Genomic DNA, 17,873 nt, shown 5'->3' on the forward strand with positions numbered 1-17,873 from the left:
GTATTTTCTTGAATGTGTGAACTTCGTTTTATTCTGAGTTTTTAATCATTAGTGGGGGATGCAACACACACTCGGTTTATTTGCTATGAAATGAATGGAGTATGTAAAAAAACGAACTATGACTAAATACTCTAAGAATGTTTGTTAACATGGTGATATCTTCACTATGTTAACAATTTTGATTTTAGCAAAATATTCTGGAAATGTATATTTATTTTTCTTTTTATTAAAAATAATTAGAATTTTTATAATTCATTCTATGAGCGATAATTCACATGATCTTTCTAGCAAACTAGTAAGAAGAAGGGTACAATGATAAGAGTTGTGTCTGTAAAATAATAATTAATGGAGTTTTGTTTATAATGAAAAAGTTAAAATATCTTTTTGTTTTTGGGATTATAATTGCTGCTGCGTTTTTTATAGGGAAAGATAAAATCATGCAAAAGGCGCAAGTTCTACGCCTAGAATTTCTATCTGAAATGAAAGAAGCAGCTATGATTGAAGATGTTCCGTTTATTAAACAATTACCAGAATTACCTCGAGGATGTGAAGTGACAAGTTTAGCTATGTTGCTGCAATATAAAGGTGTACAAGTAGATAAGATGCAACTTGCTAGCGAAATTCATCGTGTTCCATTTGAACAAAATGGTTTGCGTGGAAATCCTTACGAGGGATTTGTGGGAAATATTTATACAAAGGCAGAGCCTGGATATGGTGTGTACAATAAACCAATCTTTGATTTAGCAGAAAAATATGTTCCTGAAAAAGTAATTAATTTAACAGGTAGAGACATGCAAGATATATATAAAGTAATTAGTTCAGGCTCTCCGGTATGGGTCATTATTAATACGACGTTTAAGCCGCTAGCTGAAAGTAGTTTTGAAACATGGAATACGAGTTCAGGCGAAGTGAAAATTACATATTATGAGCATAGTGCAGTAGTAATTGGATATGATCAAAACTTTGTATATGTAAATGATCCTCTTAAAAATAATCCACGTTTGGCTGTTCCGCGAGCAGAATTTGAGAAAGCTTGGGAGCAAATGGGAAAACAAGCAATTACTATTTTATAATAATGAAAAAGTCATCTTTTGGATGGCTTTTTCTTTTTAGTTTATCATCACTGAAAATTCAGAACATTCTTTTAAAAGTTAACAATTCACGTTATAATAACATTTAACTTGGTGAAGAAGGGGAGAAGAGAAATGGATGTTGCAAAGGAACTTGTTTTGTTAAAAAATCAGTTAGTTGAGTGGAGAAGGCATTTTCATAAGTATCCAGAGTTATCTTTTCAAGAAGAAAAAACATCGCAGTTTGTGTTCGATATACTTCGGAAATTTCCATGTTTAGAAGTGTCACGACCGACTAAATATAGTGTGATGGCAAAGTTAGTAGGTAAACATCCGGGCAAAACAGTTGCGATTCGCGCCGATATGGATGCTCTTCCTATTCATGAAGAAAATGAGTTTGATTTTATTTCTACATATAAAGGTGTAATGCATGCATGTGGTCATGATGGACATATAGCGATATTACTTGGGGTTGTATATAAGTTAGTAGAAGAAAGAGAGAAGATTAAAGGGGAGATTCGTTTTCTATTCCAACATGCTGAAGAGAATTTTCCTGGTGGTGCAGAGGAGATGGTTGCTGCAGGTGTAATGGAAGGTGTGGATTATATTATTGGTGCTCACCTTTGGGCGTCGTTAGAGGTTGGGAAAATAGGTGTTATTTATGGTCCTGCAATGGCTGCACCGGATGTTTTTAAAATTAAGATAGAGGGAAAAGGTGGACATGCTGGAATCCCTCATGAAACGGTGGATAGTATTGCAATCGGAACACAAGTCGTTTCGCAACTTCAGCAAATTGTATCTCGCCTCACGAATCCATTAGATTCTCTCGTAATATCTGTTACGCAATTTCATGCGGGGACAACTCATAATGTAATACCAGAGCAAGCCGAGATTGAAGGGACAGTGAGAAGTTTAAGACATGAATTACGAGGTGAAACAGAGAAGAAGATTGAGCGGATTGTGAAGCATATTACGGAATCTTACGGAGCGAAATATACATTTTCATATGAATATGGGTATCGACCAGTTGTAAATGACTATGAAGCTACAGAGCTTATTGAACAAACGGCCTTACAACTTTATGGAAGGGATAGAGTTGTTCGTTTACAGCCGACGATGGCTGGAGAAGATTTTTCAGCGTTTTTACAAAAGGCACCGGGGACATTCTTTTTTATCGGAGCGGGAAATAAAGAGAAATGTATTATATATCCTCACCATCACCCTCGTTTTACGATTGACGAAGATGCATTACCGATTGGAGTGGAAGTCTTTGTATCAGCCATTATGAAATTTATAAGTAAAGGAGAATGAGATGAAGAAAATACACATTCTAGCGCTTATCCCAGTTCTTTGTTTAGTAGTTGGGCCAATATTTGCGAATTCAGTTACTCCTTACGTATTAGGGATGCCATTTTTATTATTTTGGGTATTATTATCAGTGTTTATTACATCTTTTTGTATGGGGCTTGTGTACGTGTTTGATCCTGCTAATAAGGAGGATGTAAAATGACTGCATTACTTATCATTATTTTATTTTTGTTTCTCGCACTATTTTTAGGGATTCGGGCACAACATGGAAAAGATATGAATTTAGAGCAATGGTCAGTTGGGGGAAGAGGGTTTGGCACTATTTTTGTTTTTCTCCTTATGGCAGGTGAAATTTATACGACGTTTACATTTTTGGGAGGAAGTGGCTGGGCGTATAGTAAAGGAGCACCTACCTTTTATATTTTAGGCTATGGCGCTTTAGCTTATCTTTTATCGTATTTTTTATTGCCACCGATTTGGAAGTATGCGAAAGAGCATAACCTTGTTTCACAGTCGGATTTTTTTGCGAAGAAATATAGAAGTAAAGCGCTTGGGATTATTGTTTCAATTGTTGGTGTTGTTTCCATCATCCCATATCTTGTTTTACAGTTAAAAGGACTGGGAATTATCGTTTCAGAAGCTTCTTACGGAAGGGTGTCACCTGTTGTTGCGGTTTGGATTGGTGCTATTGTTATAACTATATATGTAATGGTTTCAGGTATACATGGTTCGGCTTGGACGGCCGCTTTGAAGGATATTATGATACTGTTTATCGTTATGTTTTTAGGTATATATTTACCGTATCATTATTATGGAGGATTTCAGCCGATGTTTGAGGCTGTAGAGGCAGCGAAACCGGGATTTTTATCTTTACCTGAAGAAGGAATGAGTATTTCTTGGTTTGTTTCTACTATTATATTAACGGCCCTCGGTTTCTATATGTGGCCTCATACATTTGCTTCTGCTTTTTCTGCAAAAAATGAAAAAGTATTTCGTAAAAATGCAGCAATTATGCCATTGTATTCTTTAGTTTTACTTTTCGTATTTTTTGCAGGATTTGCTGCTATATTACAGGTTCCGGGATTAAAAGGAGGGGATGTAGACCTTTCATTGTTCAGACTTGCTCTTCAAACGTTTGACCCTTGGTTTATTGGAATTATTGGTAGTGCGGGAGTATTAACGGCATTGGTTCCGGGTTCGATGCTTGTTATGGCGGCTTCTACATTGTTAGCGAAAAATATTTATCGAACGATAGTTCCAGCTGCTTCAGATAGACAAGTTGCTAAGATGGCAAAATTATTTGTGCCTGTAGTAACGCTCGTGGCAGTTTTATTTACATTTAAAGGAGGAGAAACGATAGGAGCGCTTCTATTAATGGGATACAGTATCGTTACACAACTTTTCCCTGCACTTGTATGTAGTTTGTTTCCACGTCAAATTATTACGAAGCAAGGAGCTATTGCAGGAATGGGAGTTGGGCTATTAGTGGTCGCATATATTACCTTATCTGGTTCAACTATAGCCACGATGTTTCCGAGTTTCCCGCAGTATATAAAAGATTTGAATGTAGGTATAGTCGCATTGCTAATTAATATAATTGTGATGTTTGGAGTCAGTGGATTTACAAAAGGTGTATTTATAAAGAAAAACACTATAATAGTGGAAAAGTAATTCGTTTATCCCGCATTAACAAGCAGTAAGACCCCCACCTCAAAATTCAGCGGAAGCAAAGAAGTTAGGTGGGGGCCCTGCTGCCTGTAAAAGCCCGATTGGTGAGGGTTGATTAAAGTTTTACTTTATTAGAGCTATCTTTGAAAAGAGATAGCTCTTTTTTGTATATATTTTCTTCAATTAGCGGAATCTAACTAAAAACTTGTTGAAAAGGAAGTTAGGTGGGGAAATTGTTAGAGCTTGAAGGTAACTTATTTGAAGTTATGAAAGAAATTAGGGATGAGTTAGGTTCACCTAATGATTTAACAATTAGAGAAGTTGCTCTTGCTGGGAGTTTTACACGTTGTGCGGTTGTATTTTTATGTGGGTTAACAGACAAGGATAATGTTTATAAATATGTAGTTCGTACTCTTCAATATGAAGAAGTGCAAAATGAAGCGGCTGTCGTTCAGACGTTATTGGATCGTTTTATTTCTATTGCGGAAGTGGGTAAGAAGACAACATTTCCGGATATTATAAATGCGATTTTAGCGGGAGATACAGTTATATTAATTGATAATATTCAAACCGCTATCATTATTAATAGTAGGGCTTGGGAGAAGCGAAGTTTAGAACCACCAGTGACAGAAGATTTAATACGTGGACCGAGAGTTGGATTAAATGAAGATATTAATGTGAATAAAATGTTAATCCGACGCAGCTTACGCGATCCAAAGTTGAGGTTCCAATCTTATATTATGGGGAAGCGATCGCAGAAAGAAGTAACCCTAGTATATATAGAAGATATTATTAATCCTCACATTGTAAAAGAGTTAGATCGCCGTCTTCAATCAATAGTGACAGATGTCGTTTTGGAAACAGGTACGATTGAACAATTAATTCAGGATAATAATTTATCCCCATTTCCACAGTTTTTGAATACAGAGAGGCCTGATAATATTATAGCCTCATTAGCGAAAGGGAAGGCGGCCATTTTAGTAGACGGATCCCCGTTTGCTCTTATTGCACCACTTGTGTTTGTTGATATTTTTCAATCTGTAGAAGATCATTACGAGCGCTGGGTGATTGGAACGTTATTAAGATTTTTACGTATGGGTTCAGGCATAATTGCGGTTTTGTTACCAGCTATGTATGTAGCACTTGTATCTTATCATCAAGGACTTATTCCTTCTAAACTGGCTTATTCAATTGCAGGTGCAAGGGAAGGTGTTCCGTTCCCAGCATATATTGAAACGTTAATGATGGCCTTGACTATGGAATTAATACGAGAAGCTGGAATCCGATTGCCCAAACCAATGGGACAAACGATAGGGATTGTAGGAGGTCTTGTAATTGGAGAAGCTGCGGTAAATGCAGGGATTGTAAATCCGTTTTTAGTTATTATTATTGCAGTTACTGCGATTGCTACGTTCTCGCTTCCTGTATATAGTATTACGATTACGTTCCGGATTTTACTTTTCGTCTTTGTATTAGCTGCAACTGCTTTTGGGTTGTATGGAATCATTCTAGCTCTGATTGCACTTGCTGTTCATATTACAAATTTAACAAGTGTTGGTATACCGTATACAACTCCAATTGCTCCTGCATTTTATAAAGATTGGAAAGAAGAATTTATTCGCATACCAAAAGCGATGTTGAAAGATAGACCGGAGTACTTACAAACAAAAGATTCTACAATACGTCCAAAGGAGCGAAAATAATTGAAACCATTTGAGTATGGCGATGAAGAGATTGGATCTCGGGAAATTGGGTTTGCGGTATCATCGACCATTATTGGTATAGGGGCATTGTCTATGCCAAGAGATATTGCTAACCAAACTTTATTTTCGGACGGTTGGATTATTTTGCTTTTGGGTGGATTGATCTGTGCAGTTTTAGGTTGGTTTGTGACGAGAGTGGCTATCTTATTTCCGAAACAAAATTTTGTTCAATATACGAGTGCGCATTTGACGAAGCCTGTTGCATACACAATTAGTAGCATTTTAGTATTAACGTTCGCTGCTTTGACAGCATATGAATCGCGAATGATTTCAGTTATTTCTCAAACGTATTTATTTAGTGATACACCAATACAACTACTGTCTTTCTTCTTTTTATTAGTTGTTATTTATGGAATAGCAGGATCAAGAGCAGCCTTATTAAGGTTAAATGTTTTATTCTTACCTATTGTTTTAATTGCGATAGTACTTCTTTCTTTATTAAATATAAATTTAATGGAAATAAATAATTTACTACCAGCTTTTCAAACGAAAGTAAGTCAATATGCTGTTGGAGTTAAAAATTCTATTTTTACGTTTATTGGATTTGAAGTAGCTTTATTTTATGCGGTGTTGCTGAATGATAAGACAGCGAAAAAAGCGCCAATGGCAGTCGCGAAAGCGGTGATGGTAAACGTGCTGTCATACATTTTAATTTATGTAACTTGTATTAGTGTTTTTACGTATATGACAACACGTGGATTGACATATCCAACAATTGAATTAGGGAAAGAAATTGAAATTGGTGGAGGATTTTTAGAAAGGTTTGATGCGATTTTTTTTACGACTTGGATTATTACTATTTATAACACTACAGCAATGTATTATGACGTTGCATCTTTATTGTTTTGTGCTATGTTTCCGAAAGTGAAGAAACAAATTTTTATTTTCGTAAGTGCCCCTATTATTTTTATGGTGAATATGATACCTAGTAGTTTGAATGCTTTATCAAGTTATGGGACTTATTTAGCTTGGATAGATATGGGGTTTGTTGTGTTAGCACCTTTGCTCGTTTTAATTGTATATAAAATAAAAAGAAGGAATGGTGGAAATGAAACACCTTCTTAAAATTATAATGGTTATGGCTTTAACTGGATTTATGAGTGGGTGTTCTGAGTTAGAAGAGATAGAAGAAAGAGGATTTGTAGTAGGAGCGGCTTACGATATTGTGAAGGAGAAGAAAGCGAATCCAATTATGAAAGGGACCTATCAGATGGTACTCCCCAGTAAATTGTCTCAACAGGGTGGACAAGGGGGTGGGGATAGCGAAAATTATATTAATGTTAGTGCAAAAGCAGATAGTGTATTTGAACAAATAAGAATAATCGCCAAAAAAATTAGTCGTACATTATTTTTCCCTCATATACAGGTGATTATTTTCTCTGAAGAATTACTTTCACATCCATACATTTTACAAAATACGTTAGATGTATATATTCGCGATCATGAGATGAGAAGAAATATTCGTTTGTTCGTTTCTAATAAAAATGCCGAAGCTATTTTAAAACAAAGTGCCAAGCCTGAAAATTTACCGGCGCAGTATATTGATATGTTAGCTGAACACCCTCCGAAAAATGCCCAAATGATTGAGGCTGCAAGAATTGGTGAGGTGCAGGAAAAGATGATCTCTAACCGAAGTTTTGTATTACCTATTCTGGAACTAACAAAACAAGGAGTACAAATGAACGGTGCAGCATTGTTTCGTGGAAAGGATAATAAGTGTGTAGGCAATTTGAGTGGGGAAGAAACAGTAGGGATGAATTATATAATAGGTAAAAAAATTGGAGGTTTTTTTACCATCCGTAAAAAGAATCAACTTATTACATATGAAATTCATAAGTTACGTCGAAAAATTAAAGTATCCACAACGAATGCTACAAAACCAAAGTTTGATATTCATTTATCTCTGGAAGGCACATTGGCTGAGTTGCATTTTAGTGATCATAAAAAGGTTTTGAATGAAAAGCGTTTAGAGAAGGATATATCGGAAGAAATGGAGAAGCGTATTCAAAAATCAATTAAACTTGTTCAAAAAAAATATAAGGTAGATGTACTAGAGTTAGGGGAAGTGTATAAGCGACATAATTATAAAGAGTGGAAAAAGGTAAGTAAGAATTGGGATCAAGGCGAAAATTACTTTAGTAATGCTGAAATTACTGTTCATGTTCATCCAACAATTGAACATTCAGGTTCAGCTTTACCGAAAAGAGTGAAATAAGGTGATGAAAGTTGTTTACTGGATTAGGAATTAGTTGCACGATATTAATGGCAGTTCTTCCAGGAACTATATATTTTATTCATAAAAAACTCACAACGTATGGAGCACAGCCGTGGAATACTGATGTGCAAAAAAAGAAACCTGAATAATTTCAGGTTTCTTTCGTGCAAAGCATATGTGAAGGGGGATACCTTCTATGTATGCTTTGCTTTATACAAGCCCTAACCAATGTACCAATTGTGTAGAGAGGAATGTAACAACAATGGCGATAACGGTAGGGATTGCAAACGATAAGAATGTCCATTTTGCACTTTTTGTTTCTTTGTATATATTAACAAGTGTTGTTCCGCACGGGAAATGAAGAAGTGAGAACAACATTGTGTTTAACGCTGTTAACCAAGTCCAACCATTTTCTAGGAATAGATTTTTAATTTGATTAAAATCATCTATTTCAGTTAAGGCCCCAGTTGATAAGTAAGACATTAATAAAATTGGGATTACAATTTCATTAGCGGGTAGTCCAAGAATGAATGCAGCTAGAATAAACCCGTCAAGTCCTAACATTTTAGCAAATGGATCTAGGAAGTTTACAAAATACATAAGTAAGCTTGTGTCACCGATAAAAATGTTAGCAAGTAACCAAGTTAATGCAGCCGCAGGGGCAGCAACAACTATAGCTCGTTTTAAAACATAGATTGATTTATCGAGTGTTGCGCGAACAATTGTATTCCAAACTTTTGGCTTGCGGTACGGAGGTAACTCAAGTGTGTAGTGAGTTGGAACCCCTTTTAAGGCTGTTTTTGATAGTACCCAAGAAACGGTTAATGTCATAATAACACCAATTACAACCATTCCAACTACAACACCAGCAGTAACCAATGTTTGCATACTGCCTGTATAACCAGCAGCCATAAATAGTGAAGCCATTAAAATTAACATAGGCCAGCGACCGTTACAAGGAACGAAGTTGTTCGTTAAAATTGCTAGCATACGTTCACGTGGTGATTCAATGATACGTGTTGACATAATGGCTGCTGCATTACAACCAAATCCCATTGCCATTGTTAAAGATTGTTTCCCGTGTGCGCCGGATCGTTTGAATAAGCGGTCCATATTAAACGCGACACGTGGTAAGTATCCGTAGTTTTCTAATAGCGCGAACATAGGGAAAAAGATTGCCATAGGTGGTAACATAACGCTAATAACAGCACCGATACCACGGAACAAACCAAGTATTAAAATGCCATGTAACCATTCAGGTGCATGCGCTGCTTGGAACCAAGATGTTAAATATCCTTCGGCCCATCCGAAGAATTCGGCAATCATATCAGATGGTACGTTAGCGCCTGCAATTGTAAGATAAAAAATAATAGATAAAATACCGAGCATAATTGGGAATCCCCAGATTGGAGATGTGAAAATTTTATCTAGTTTTTCGGAACGATATAATTTATCAGTATTTGTATATTGGACAGATTCTTTACATATGCTTGCAGATGTTCGGTAAATATCTCCGACTATATCATCTCGTATATCTTCTTTTGAAAGTATTTGTGCATGTTGAATAATATAGTCTAATGGAAGAGCTTTACTGGCTGAGTGAGATTCCATTAATTACGACCTCCCTTACAAGTGGTTCATTATGGTGTTTTTGAAGTGTAGTTAAGAAATTTTTATCTCCATCTAATATACGTAACGCAATCCAACGTGCTGGATACGTATCACCGAACACTTTATAAATTTGTGGTTCTAATTTCTGAATCATATTTTCGATTTTTTCGCTGTAAGTAATTTTAATTGGTGTTGGAATTAGTTTTTTATTTGCTACTCTTGCAATAACATTTAGCAAATGACCAATACCTACTCGGTTACGTGCTGAAATTTTAACGACAGGTACACCAAGTGATTTTGCTAATTTCTTTTCATCGATAACAATCCCTTTTTTCTCGGCTTCATCAATTAAGTTAATGCAAATGACTACATTATTTGTCATCTCCATCACCTGGAGTGCTAAATTTAAATTTCTTTCCATAGCAGTTGCGTCTATAACAACTACAGTTACTTCTGGTTTTTCAAATATAATATAATCCCTCGCTACTTCTTCGTCTGCGGAATTTGAGTATAGTGAGTAAGTTCCCGGTAAGTCTATTAATGTATAATTACTTCCGTTATGTTCATATTCTCCTTCAGCTTTTAAAACAGTTTTTCCCGTCCAGTTTCCAGTATGTTGTTTTAAGCCTGTTAAAGTATTAAATAATGTACTTTTCCCTGTATTCGGGTTACCAGCTAAAGCGATACGATGTTTGCTCATCTGAAATCATCTCCTATTAATACCCCGAAAATAAGGGAGCTTTCTTCTTTACGCAGTGCAATAGTTGTGTTGCTCACTTGATAAGCGACCGGATCTCCAAGTGGACTGCGTTGCAATACTTTAATCGTCGCCCCTGGGATAAATCCCAAATCTAATAAGCGTCGTTTCATAGTTCCTTCTAATTGTATCTTCTCAATTTGTACAAACTCTCCTATTTTAAATTCGGAAAGTGGTTTTATATTAGCCGATACCATAAAAGTTACCTCATCTCTATATTTTTAGTTTGAGTTTAAAAAGTTTCCTTAGGTAAACTTTTTGTTAGTAATATAGTAGACTACATTGGATGATGCTGTCAATTGGTACTTTAAAAATATTCATTTAATTTTAGAATTGTTCCAATTTATTTAGTTGTACTAAAAAATATTACTGAAATTCTTTTTTATGTGCATCAATTAGGCATGTAAAAGTTACAAAATACAGCGTAATTGTAAATGTAACTTTAATTAAAAGGGAAAAAGAGAGAAAAACATTTACATTGGATTTACATTGTTAAGAATAAATTTACATTACAGCTTAAATGGTGTGGATTTTGTTGGGTTCTTTAACTATAAATGTTGGGATTCCTAGTTTTTAAGGATTATTATCGTCATTTACTTAAAATTAAAAATTGCTTAACACTTACATAATATTATTGTCCTACAATGAATTTGTGTTCGAAAGAAGTAGACAAATGTGAAAAGTGATAATCCAAATGGGGGTACAAGACATGGTTATGAAAAAGGGTATTAAATTTTCTTTAGCAGCTTTAGTGGTAGCGGGTTCATTAGTGGGATGTGGAAAAGCAGAAGAGACATCAGGTAAAGATGCTAAAGGAAACGATAATGCAAAACAAGAATTGTCAGGTACGATAGCAGCTGCAGGCTCTACAGCACTTCAACCTCTTGCAGAGGAAGCCGGAAAGAAATTTATGGAGAAAAATTCAAATGTTTCTATTCAAGTGCAAGGTGGCGGTAGTGGAACTGGAATTAACCAAGTAGCTTCTGGTGCAGTCCAAATTGGTAACTCAGATGTTCCATCTGCAGATAAAATAAAAGATGCTAATAAGGCGAAAGAATTAGTAGATAACAAGGTAGCGGGTATTGCATTCGCACTTGTCGTAAATAAAGATGTAAAAGTTGATAACTTAACAGTACAACAAGTACAAGATATCTTCACTGGAAAAGTAACAAACTGGAAAGAAGTAGGCGGGAAAGATGAAAAAATCAACGTAATTAATCGTCCAGCTTCTTCTGGTACACGTGCTACATTTGAAAAAACAATTATGAAAGACGCGAAAATCAATGATGGAACTGGTACTACACAAGATTCTAACGGTGCAGTAGAACAAGCAATTAACTCTACTCCAGGTTCAGTAAGTTATTTAGCGATGTCTTACATGGTCGGCGAGAAAAAAGGTGCGCTACAAACAGTAAAAATTGATGGTGCTGAACCGAAAGTTGAAAACATTGCGTCTGGTAAATATCCATTTTGGTCTTACGAGTACATGGTAACAAAAGGTGAGGCAAAAGAAGCAACAAAAGCTTACATTGACTATGTAAAAGGTAAAGACTTTGAAAAGCAAGTAGAAGATATGGGTTATATTCCAATGTCTAAATTAAATAAGTAATAAAATTTATGGGGCTGGCTGCAAGGCCAGTCCTGTTCATTTCAATTTATGAAGTGGGGTCTGTCCTGTGATGAAGGGGAAAAAACAAATTAATTACGTAAAAAGTGAATATATAGGAAGATCACTTGTTACGTTTTGTGGTATTTTTATTGTTTTAATTACATTAGCTATTATTGCGTTTATTTGTGGTAAAGGTATTCAATCTTTTACACAAAGTGGTATCTCATTTACTGAGATGTTAACATCGACAAAATGGAATCCAAATGCTGATCAAGGATCCTTCGGGGCTTTAATTTTCATTGTAGGTTCAACGGTGGTTTCGTTAGGTGCGGTCATTATTAGTGCGCCAATTGCTATAGCTCTTGCTATATTCATGAATTTAATTTCGCCAAAGTTTGGAAATAAAGTATTGAAGCCTGTTTTAGAATTATTAGTTGGTATTCCCTCGGTTGTATACGGATTATTAGGGGTTACGATTTTAGTGCCACTATTACGTGATTCGTTTGGGGGAGTGGGCTTTAGTTTAATTGCGGGTATTGTTGTATTAAGTATTATGATTTTGCCAACTATTGCTAGTATAGCTTCTGATGCAATACGTTCTGTTCCATTTGATTATTTAGAAGCTTCTTATGGTCTAGGGTCAACGAAATGGCAAGCGATTAGCCGAGTAATTGTTCCTGCTGCGAAGAAAGGGATTTTAACAGGTGTTGTTTTAGGTTTAGCGCGTGCTTTTGGCGAAGCGCTAGCGGTTCAAATGGTAATCGGGAATACGATTAAATTACCAGAAGGAATATACAGTCCGACAGCGACGTTAACTGGTATTTTAACAATGGACATGACAAATACATTAAACGGAACTGCTTGGAACAATGCGCTATGGACTTTAGCAATGATTTTACTTGTTATTTCATTCCTGTTTATTTTAGTAATTCGAGCGATTGGGCAAAGAGGTGAGCGATAATAATGAATGCAAGAACGGTAAATAAAGTTTGGACAGGTATCTTTTATACGATTGCAGCTTTAGTTGTAGCTTTGCTAGTGTTCTTAGTGTTTGAGATTTTACAAAAGGGATGGGGTTTTTGGGATCCTAATTTCTTGTTTGGAGAACCAAGCAATACAAGAGCTGGTGGTGGGATTGGTCCGCAGTTATTCAATTCCTTCTATATGCTTGTTATAACGCTTATTATATCTATTCCTCTTGGATTAGGTGCTGGAATATATTTAGCAGAGTATGCAAAGCAAGGACGTTTTTTAAACTTTGTTCGTTTATGTATCGAGACAATGGCATCTTTACCTTCTATTGTTGTTGGTTTATTCGGTTTGTTAGTGTTTGTTACAATGACTGGTTGGGGATATACAGTAATGGGTGGTGCCCTTGCTTTAACTATTTTAAACTTACCGGGCTTAACGCGTGTTTGTGAAAATGCGATTTCAGAAGTTCCTTCTAATGTGAAAGAGGCAAGTCTTGGGCTAGGTGCAACGAAGTGGCAAACGATCACTCGTATTATTATTCCGTCGTCATTACCACAAATCATTACAGGTGTTATTTTAGCTGCGGGTCGTATATTTGGTGAAGCAGCGGCATTAATTTATACAGCGGGTTTAACATCTCCGATTTTAAATTCAGCAGCGGACTTCTCAAGTCCTGCTCATCCTTTAAATCCATTTAGACCAGCTGAAACGTTAGCGGTTCACATTTGGAAGTTAAATTCTGAAGGAATTATCCCGGATGCGAAGTTAATTGCGACAAAATCTGCAGCTGTATTAATTATTATGGTATTACTATTCAATGTTATTTCACGCTTAGTAGCATCTATATTACACAAGCGCTTTACAGGAACGAAAAGAAAAAGTAAAACGACGAAAAAGGTAAAAGCGGCATAAATTATAAAGAAGAACTCTCTACTTATAAATAGGGGGTTCTTTTGTATTTTAATTATAGAAGGAAAGGGCGTAACGATTGTTGAATTTGTGATTAATTATATAGACGAACAGATGTAATTTAGATTGTGGATTCTAGTGAATCTCTAGAACGGTATGCGGAAAAAATGATGGATTATATGAGTAGGTAGAGAAAAAGGGTTATCTTCATTCGTGAAGATAACCCTTTTCTTTTAAATATCAGGTGTTTCTGTAGAAGTGCTTATTTTTCTACGGGAGCGTCTTTTTCTCCCGATTTTATCTAATAGTTCATACATAACTGGAACAACTACTAATGTAAGAAGAGTTGAGACTGCCAAACCACCGATGACAACGACGGCTAAACTTTTTGATACCATACTCCCTGCTTGGGATTGGCCAAATAGAAGTGGGAGCATAGCAACGATTGTTGTAATAGCTGTCATAATAATTGGGCGTAGTCTAGTAGAACCTGCTTCAAGTAAGGCTTCTCTTGTTTCCATTCCGTGTTCCCGATTTTGTTGGACTCTTTCTATTAATACAATAGCGTTTGTAACAACAATCCCGATTAACATTAATGCGCCGATTAAGGAATTTACATCAACAGGTGTTCCTGAAATGATTAATCCTAAAATACCGCCGACAGCAGCTAACGGTAAAGAGAATAGGATTGCAAAAGGAGCACGTGCTTGCCCGAAGGTGATAACCATAATTAAATATACAATCCCTATTGCAATCCCCATAATTTTGAATAAATCTGTAAAATTCTCTTGCATAGATTCAGTAGCTCCTGCGATATTTACTTTTGCACCACTAGGTAAATCTAAGTCAGTTATCGCTTTATTTACTGCTGTGTTTACTTTACTCAAATCTTCATTTGAAGCTTCGGCTGTAATTTGGATTGTTTCTTTTCCGTCTTTATGGAAAATTTCTGTTTGCGTTTGTTTTTCTGAAATAGTTGCGATGTCTTTTAAAGGTATTGGGCCATTAATAGGTGATAGTATGTTTGTATTTAAAATATCTTCTTGTTTATTAATGTTTTCTTTTTTGTGTTCTATCATAATAGTAGTTTTTTCATTATTAATTGTAATTTCGCCAATAGGTGATTTCTTCATAAGGAATGCTACTTGTTGCGCAGCTATTTCTGGTGTTAAACCTAGTTGTTCAGCCTTTGTTTGATCAATATGAATTTGCCATTCTTTCTTAGAGTCTTCTAAATTTGTTTTTACTTTAGAAAGATCATCCATGCTTTTTAGTTTTGTTTCAACGATAGTAGCCGCCTCTTTTAAATCCGCTTCGTTAGTAGCTGTTACGTTAAATTGTAAGTTATTGCCGCCGCCAGAGCTTGAATAACTTGTTTTTATATAATCAAGTTCAGCAGGCTCAAAAGTTTTATTTTCCTTTTTTAACTCTTTAATATATTGATCAATATCAGAACCTTTTTTAAAGACTACGAATATACTAGCGAGGTTATTTTTAGTTGTTTGCCCCCATTGTGCATCTTCTGCGCTAGATCCCATTCGTAAAATAACGTCTGTTATATCCGAATCAGAAAGTAATTTCTTTTCAAAATCAAATGCTTTTTGTTTTTGAGATTCAGCATTATAATCGGCTGGAAATGTCATGTTAATAGATAACATTGTGTCGTCTTCAGATTTTATGTTTGCTTTCGGTAGTAATATATAGACCGCAATTGATCCTGCAAATAATAAAAATGAAGTAAGTAGAATAATGAATTTATGAGAAAGAGCCCACTTTAATGTAGCGACATATCGTGATGAAGAACTTGGCTTTCGATGCTTTGTTTTTTTGAGTAGTAAAAAAGCCATAAGTGGAACAACTGTTAGTGCAACGATTAAGGATGATAGTATAGAATATACAACTGCTAATACCATAGGTAACATTAATTTTCCGATTGCTCCTGATACGAGGCCGATAGGTAAAAAAACAGCGACCGTTGTTAAAGTAGAAGAAGTAATTGCGACTGCGACTTCTTTCGTTGCATCGAGAATGATATCTTTAGAGAAAGAATCTTTTTGTAAACGGCGGAAAATATTCTCGATGACAACGATACTATCATCGACGAGACGCCCAACCGCAACAGCTAAACCACCGAGGGTTAAAATGTTAAGCGTAATGTTAGATTGATGTAGTAAAAAGAGTGTTAATAAAATAGATAATGGAATACTGACAACAGCGATGAGTGTTGTTCGGAAGTTACGTAAAAAGATTAAGATAATTAGAGTTGCAGCGATTGCTCCAAGTATTACTTCTTTTCCCATGCTAGTAACAGCATTTTCAACTTGTTCATGGGTTGAAGCCAAAAGCTTAATAGAAAATTGATCTTTATATTCCTTATCTATCTCTTTAACTTTTTTATCAATCTCTTTTCCAATGGCAACTGCATTTTTACTCGGTTCTTTCATGATGATTAATCCTGTGCCTTCTTCTCCGTTTATATGTGAAATTGTATCGTAGTGTTGTTTAATTTCAATTTGAGCAATGTCTTGCAATTTCACTTGGGGTGCCACAGTGATGTTTTTAATGTCATTTACATTTTTTATGTCCCCAATGACGCGGAGGTTGTATTCTTCCTGATTAACAGTAATTGCCCCAGCTGGAGTAGAAGTTTCTTTTCCTTGTAAAACAGTTAGTACCTGCTGTGATGTTACGTTTTTGTTTTTTAATTGGTTCGGATCAAGTACGATAGATAATTCAGAGGTGGATTTTCCGAAAAACATAACGTTGGCAACACCATCAATGTTTTCGAGTTGTGGTACGATTTCTTTTTCAATTTGTTTTTCATCTGCTTTTGAAAAAACGTTTTGTTTCTGGATAGTAATTTGAGCGAGTGGAATCATAGAAGTGTTTAATTGACTAACTACGGGCTTGGTTACATCTTTAGGTAATTTAATTGTATTGACGGCTTTTTCGACTTCGCGTGCTGCATCTTTCATGTTTGCTTTTGATGTATACGTAATGTCGATACGTGATAATCCCTCGTATGTAGAAGAAGTAATGGTGTCGACGTGTTCTAAATTGCGAAATTGTTTTTCGAGAGGATCAGTTACATCCTTTGTCATCGTTTCAGCGTCGAGTCCTTGAGATAAGGTTGTGACGGTAATTGCCGGATTGTCGATACTTGGTAAAAATTCCATAGGTAATTTAGAGCCGGAATAAACACCGAGTATGGAAATGAGAAAGATCATGATGATAATGGCAGCTCGGTTTTTTAATGAAAACTTTGTTAACCTATCCATAAAATAATTCCTCCATTGGTTTATTTATAGTTGAGTGCGTCCTTTCTTACTATATAACAAAAAATGGATATTTTTCATTAATTAAATGTAAAAAAATTCTAACAATGCCCTTAAGTTTATATTAGGATTGGAATGTTGTTAATTTGTAGGGGGGGAATTTTCGAATGAGAAGGAAGGGGATAATGCGCGCGAGTGGCTGTTTAATGTAGATGGGATTTTTTCTTACGGCTAATTTGTATAGTTATTTTATAGAAGGATAATTATTATAAACCTTAATATAGAAGAGAATGAAAATTTGGGAAGGTATTGTGAAATTCAATTTAGTTGAATGAAGTGTAGTAATATACAATCAGAATAACTATTTTTAGTGGAGAGGATAATAGTTATTTCTATAGAAGAAAGTAGGGTAGATAATTTTTTTATATTTTTATAAAAAAACACTTGTTATTTAAAAATTGTGATGGTATATTAATAAACGTCGCTGATGCGGAAACGCAGAAAACGACAAAAAAGAAATTTTAAAACTTAGTTGACATCGAAAAATGAAGATGTTAATATGATGAAGTCGCTTCTGAAGTGGCGGACAAGTTCTTTGAAAACTGAACGAAACAAACAACGTGAAACGTCAATTTTTATTTTAGATGCTAGACAAACTAACTTTATTGGAGAGTTTGATCCTGGCTCAGGATGAACGCTGGCGGCGTGCCTAATAC

Annotated in this window: 16 protein-coding genes; 11 read left to right on the top strand and 5 right to left on the bottom strand. The window is 35.4% G+C overall.

The features are described 5' to 3' along the window. Positions 1–362: 362 nt before the first annotated feature. The 8 genes from AU379_RS26905 (at position 363) to AU379_RS30780 (ending at position 8,173) form a co-directional block, all read left to right on the top strand. The gene (locus AU379_RS26905; RefSeq protein ID WP_000734482.1) at positions 363–1,073 is read left to right on the top strand and encodes a C39 family peptidase; all 711 of its coding nucleotides are present in this window, start codon (positions 363–365) and stop codon (positions 1,071–1,073) included. A gap of 132 nt (positions 1,074–1,205) precedes the next feature. Further along, the gene (locus tag AU379_RS26910; RefSeq protein ID WP_061140061.1) at positions 1,206–2,381 is read left to right on the top strand and encodes an amidohydrolase; all 1,176 of its coding nucleotides are present in this window, start codon (positions 1,206–1,208) and stop codon (positions 2,379–2,381) included. 1 nt (position 2,382) lies between these two features. Next, the gene (locus tag AU379_RS26915; protein WP_000719833.1) at positions 2,383–2,580 is read left to right on the top strand and encodes a DUF3311 domain-containing protein; all 198 of its coding nucleotides are present in this window, start codon (positions 2,383–2,385) and stop codon (positions 2,578–2,580) included. Then, a complete protein-coding gene (locus AU379_RS26920) occupies positions 2,577–4,049 on the top strand; it encodes a sodium:solute symporter (RefSeq protein WP_000125933.1) in 1,473 nt (490 codons plus the stop codon). Before AU379_RS26915 ends, AU379_RS26920 begins: the two co-directional genes overlap by 4 nt. A gap of 221 nt (positions 4,050–4,270) precedes the next feature. Further along, a complete protein-coding gene (gene gerLA, locus AU379_RS26925; protein WP_002004436.1) occupies positions 4,271–5,749 on the top strand; it encodes a spore germination protein GerLA in 1,479 nt (492 codons plus the stop codon). Beyond that, positions 5,750–6,874: a spore germination protein GerLB gene (gerLB, locus tag AU379_RS26930; protein ID WP_061140062.1), complete on the top strand. Its 1,125-nt coding sequence runs from the start codon at positions 5,750–5,752 to the stop codon at positions 6,872–6,874. It begins immediately after the preceding gene. Further along, positions 6,858–8,024, top strand: a complete 1,167-nt coding sequence (gene gerLC / locus AU379_RS26935; protein WP_000681631.1) for a spore germination protein GerLC — start codon at positions 6,858–6,860, stop codon at positions 8,022–8,024. The genes gerLB and gerLC overlap by 17 nt, the downstream gene beginning before the upstream one ends. Before the next feature lie 11 nt (positions 8,025–8,035). Continuing rightward, positions 8,036–8,173, top strand: coding sequence for a hypothetical protein (locus AU379_RS30780; RefSeq protein ID WP_000493997.1), 138 nt, complete (start codon positions 8,036–8,038; stop codon positions 8,171–8,173). 61 nt (positions 8,174–8,234) lie between these two features. Here AU379_RS30780 and AU379_RS26940 read toward each other — a convergent pair whose 3' ends face one another. From AU379_RS26940 to AU379_RS26950, 3 genes are read right to left on the bottom strand one after another with little or no spacing between them, the layout of a single operon-like run. Continuing rightward, on the bottom strand, positions 8,235–9,635 hold the full coding sequence (locus tag AU379_RS26940) for a nucleoside recognition domain-containing protein (protein WP_016121914.1): 1,401 nt from the start codon (positions 9,633–9,635) through the stop codon (positions 8,235–8,237). Next, a complete protein-coding gene (locus AU379_RS26945; protein ID WP_000033870.1) occupies positions 9,613–10,335 on the bottom strand; it encodes a FeoB small GTPase domain-containing protein in 723 nt (240 codons plus the stop codon). The genes AU379_RS26940 and AU379_RS26945 overlap by 23 nt, the downstream gene beginning before the upstream one ends. Then, positions 10,332–10,589, bottom strand: a complete 258-nt coding sequence (locus tag AU379_RS26950; protein ID WP_000252982.1) for a FeoA family protein — start codon at positions 10,587–10,589, stop codon at positions 10,332–10,334. The genes AU379_RS26945 and AU379_RS26950 overlap by 4 nt, the downstream gene beginning before the upstream one ends. A 512-nt stretch (positions 10,590–11,101) precedes the next feature. Here AU379_RS26950 and AU379_RS26955 point away from each other — a divergent pair. The 3 genes from AU379_RS26955 (at position 11,102) to pstA (ending at position 13,885) form a co-directional block, all read left to right on the top strand. Continuing rightward, a complete protein-coding gene (locus tag AU379_RS26955; protein WP_000245116.1) occupies positions 11,102–12,001 on the top strand; it encodes a phosphate ABC transporter substrate-binding protein PstS in 900 nt (299 codons plus the stop codon). Between the two features lie 70 nt (positions 12,002–12,071). Then, positions 12,072–12,962 carry a phosphate ABC transporter permease subunit PstC gene (gene pstC, locus AU379_RS26960; protein ID WP_000676676.1) on the top strand — a complete coding sequence of 297 codons (891 nt, stop codon included), beginning with the start codon at positions 12,072–12,074 and terminating at the stop codon, positions 12,960–12,962. Between the two features lie 2 nt (positions 12,963–12,964). Beyond that, positions 12,965–13,885: a phosphate ABC transporter permease PstA gene (gene pstA / locus AU379_RS26965; RefSeq protein ID WP_000994155.1), complete on the top strand. Its 921-nt coding sequence runs from the start codon at positions 12,965–12,967 to the stop codon at positions 13,883–13,885. Positions 13,886–14,115: 230 nt separating this feature from the next. Here pstA and AU379_RS26970 read toward each other — a convergent pair whose 3' ends face one another. Beyond that, positions 14,116–17,160 (bottom strand): efflux RND transporter permease subunit, encoded by a 3,045-nt coding sequence (locus AU379_RS26970; RefSeq protein WP_061140063.1) that lies wholly within the window; start codon positions 17,158–17,160, stop codon positions 14,116–14,118. A gap of 525 nt (positions 17,161–17,685) precedes the next feature. Beyond that, on the bottom strand, positions 17,686–17,873 hold a 188-nt coding region (locus AU379_RS30810), incomplete at its 5' end, for a hypothetical protein (protein WP_216095267.1).

This window comes from Bacillus sp. JH7 (genome assembly GCF_001563515.1).
Taxonomy (GTDB): domain Bacteria; phylum Bacillota; class Bacilli; order Bacillales; family Bacillaceae_G; genus Bacillus_A; species Bacillus_A cereus.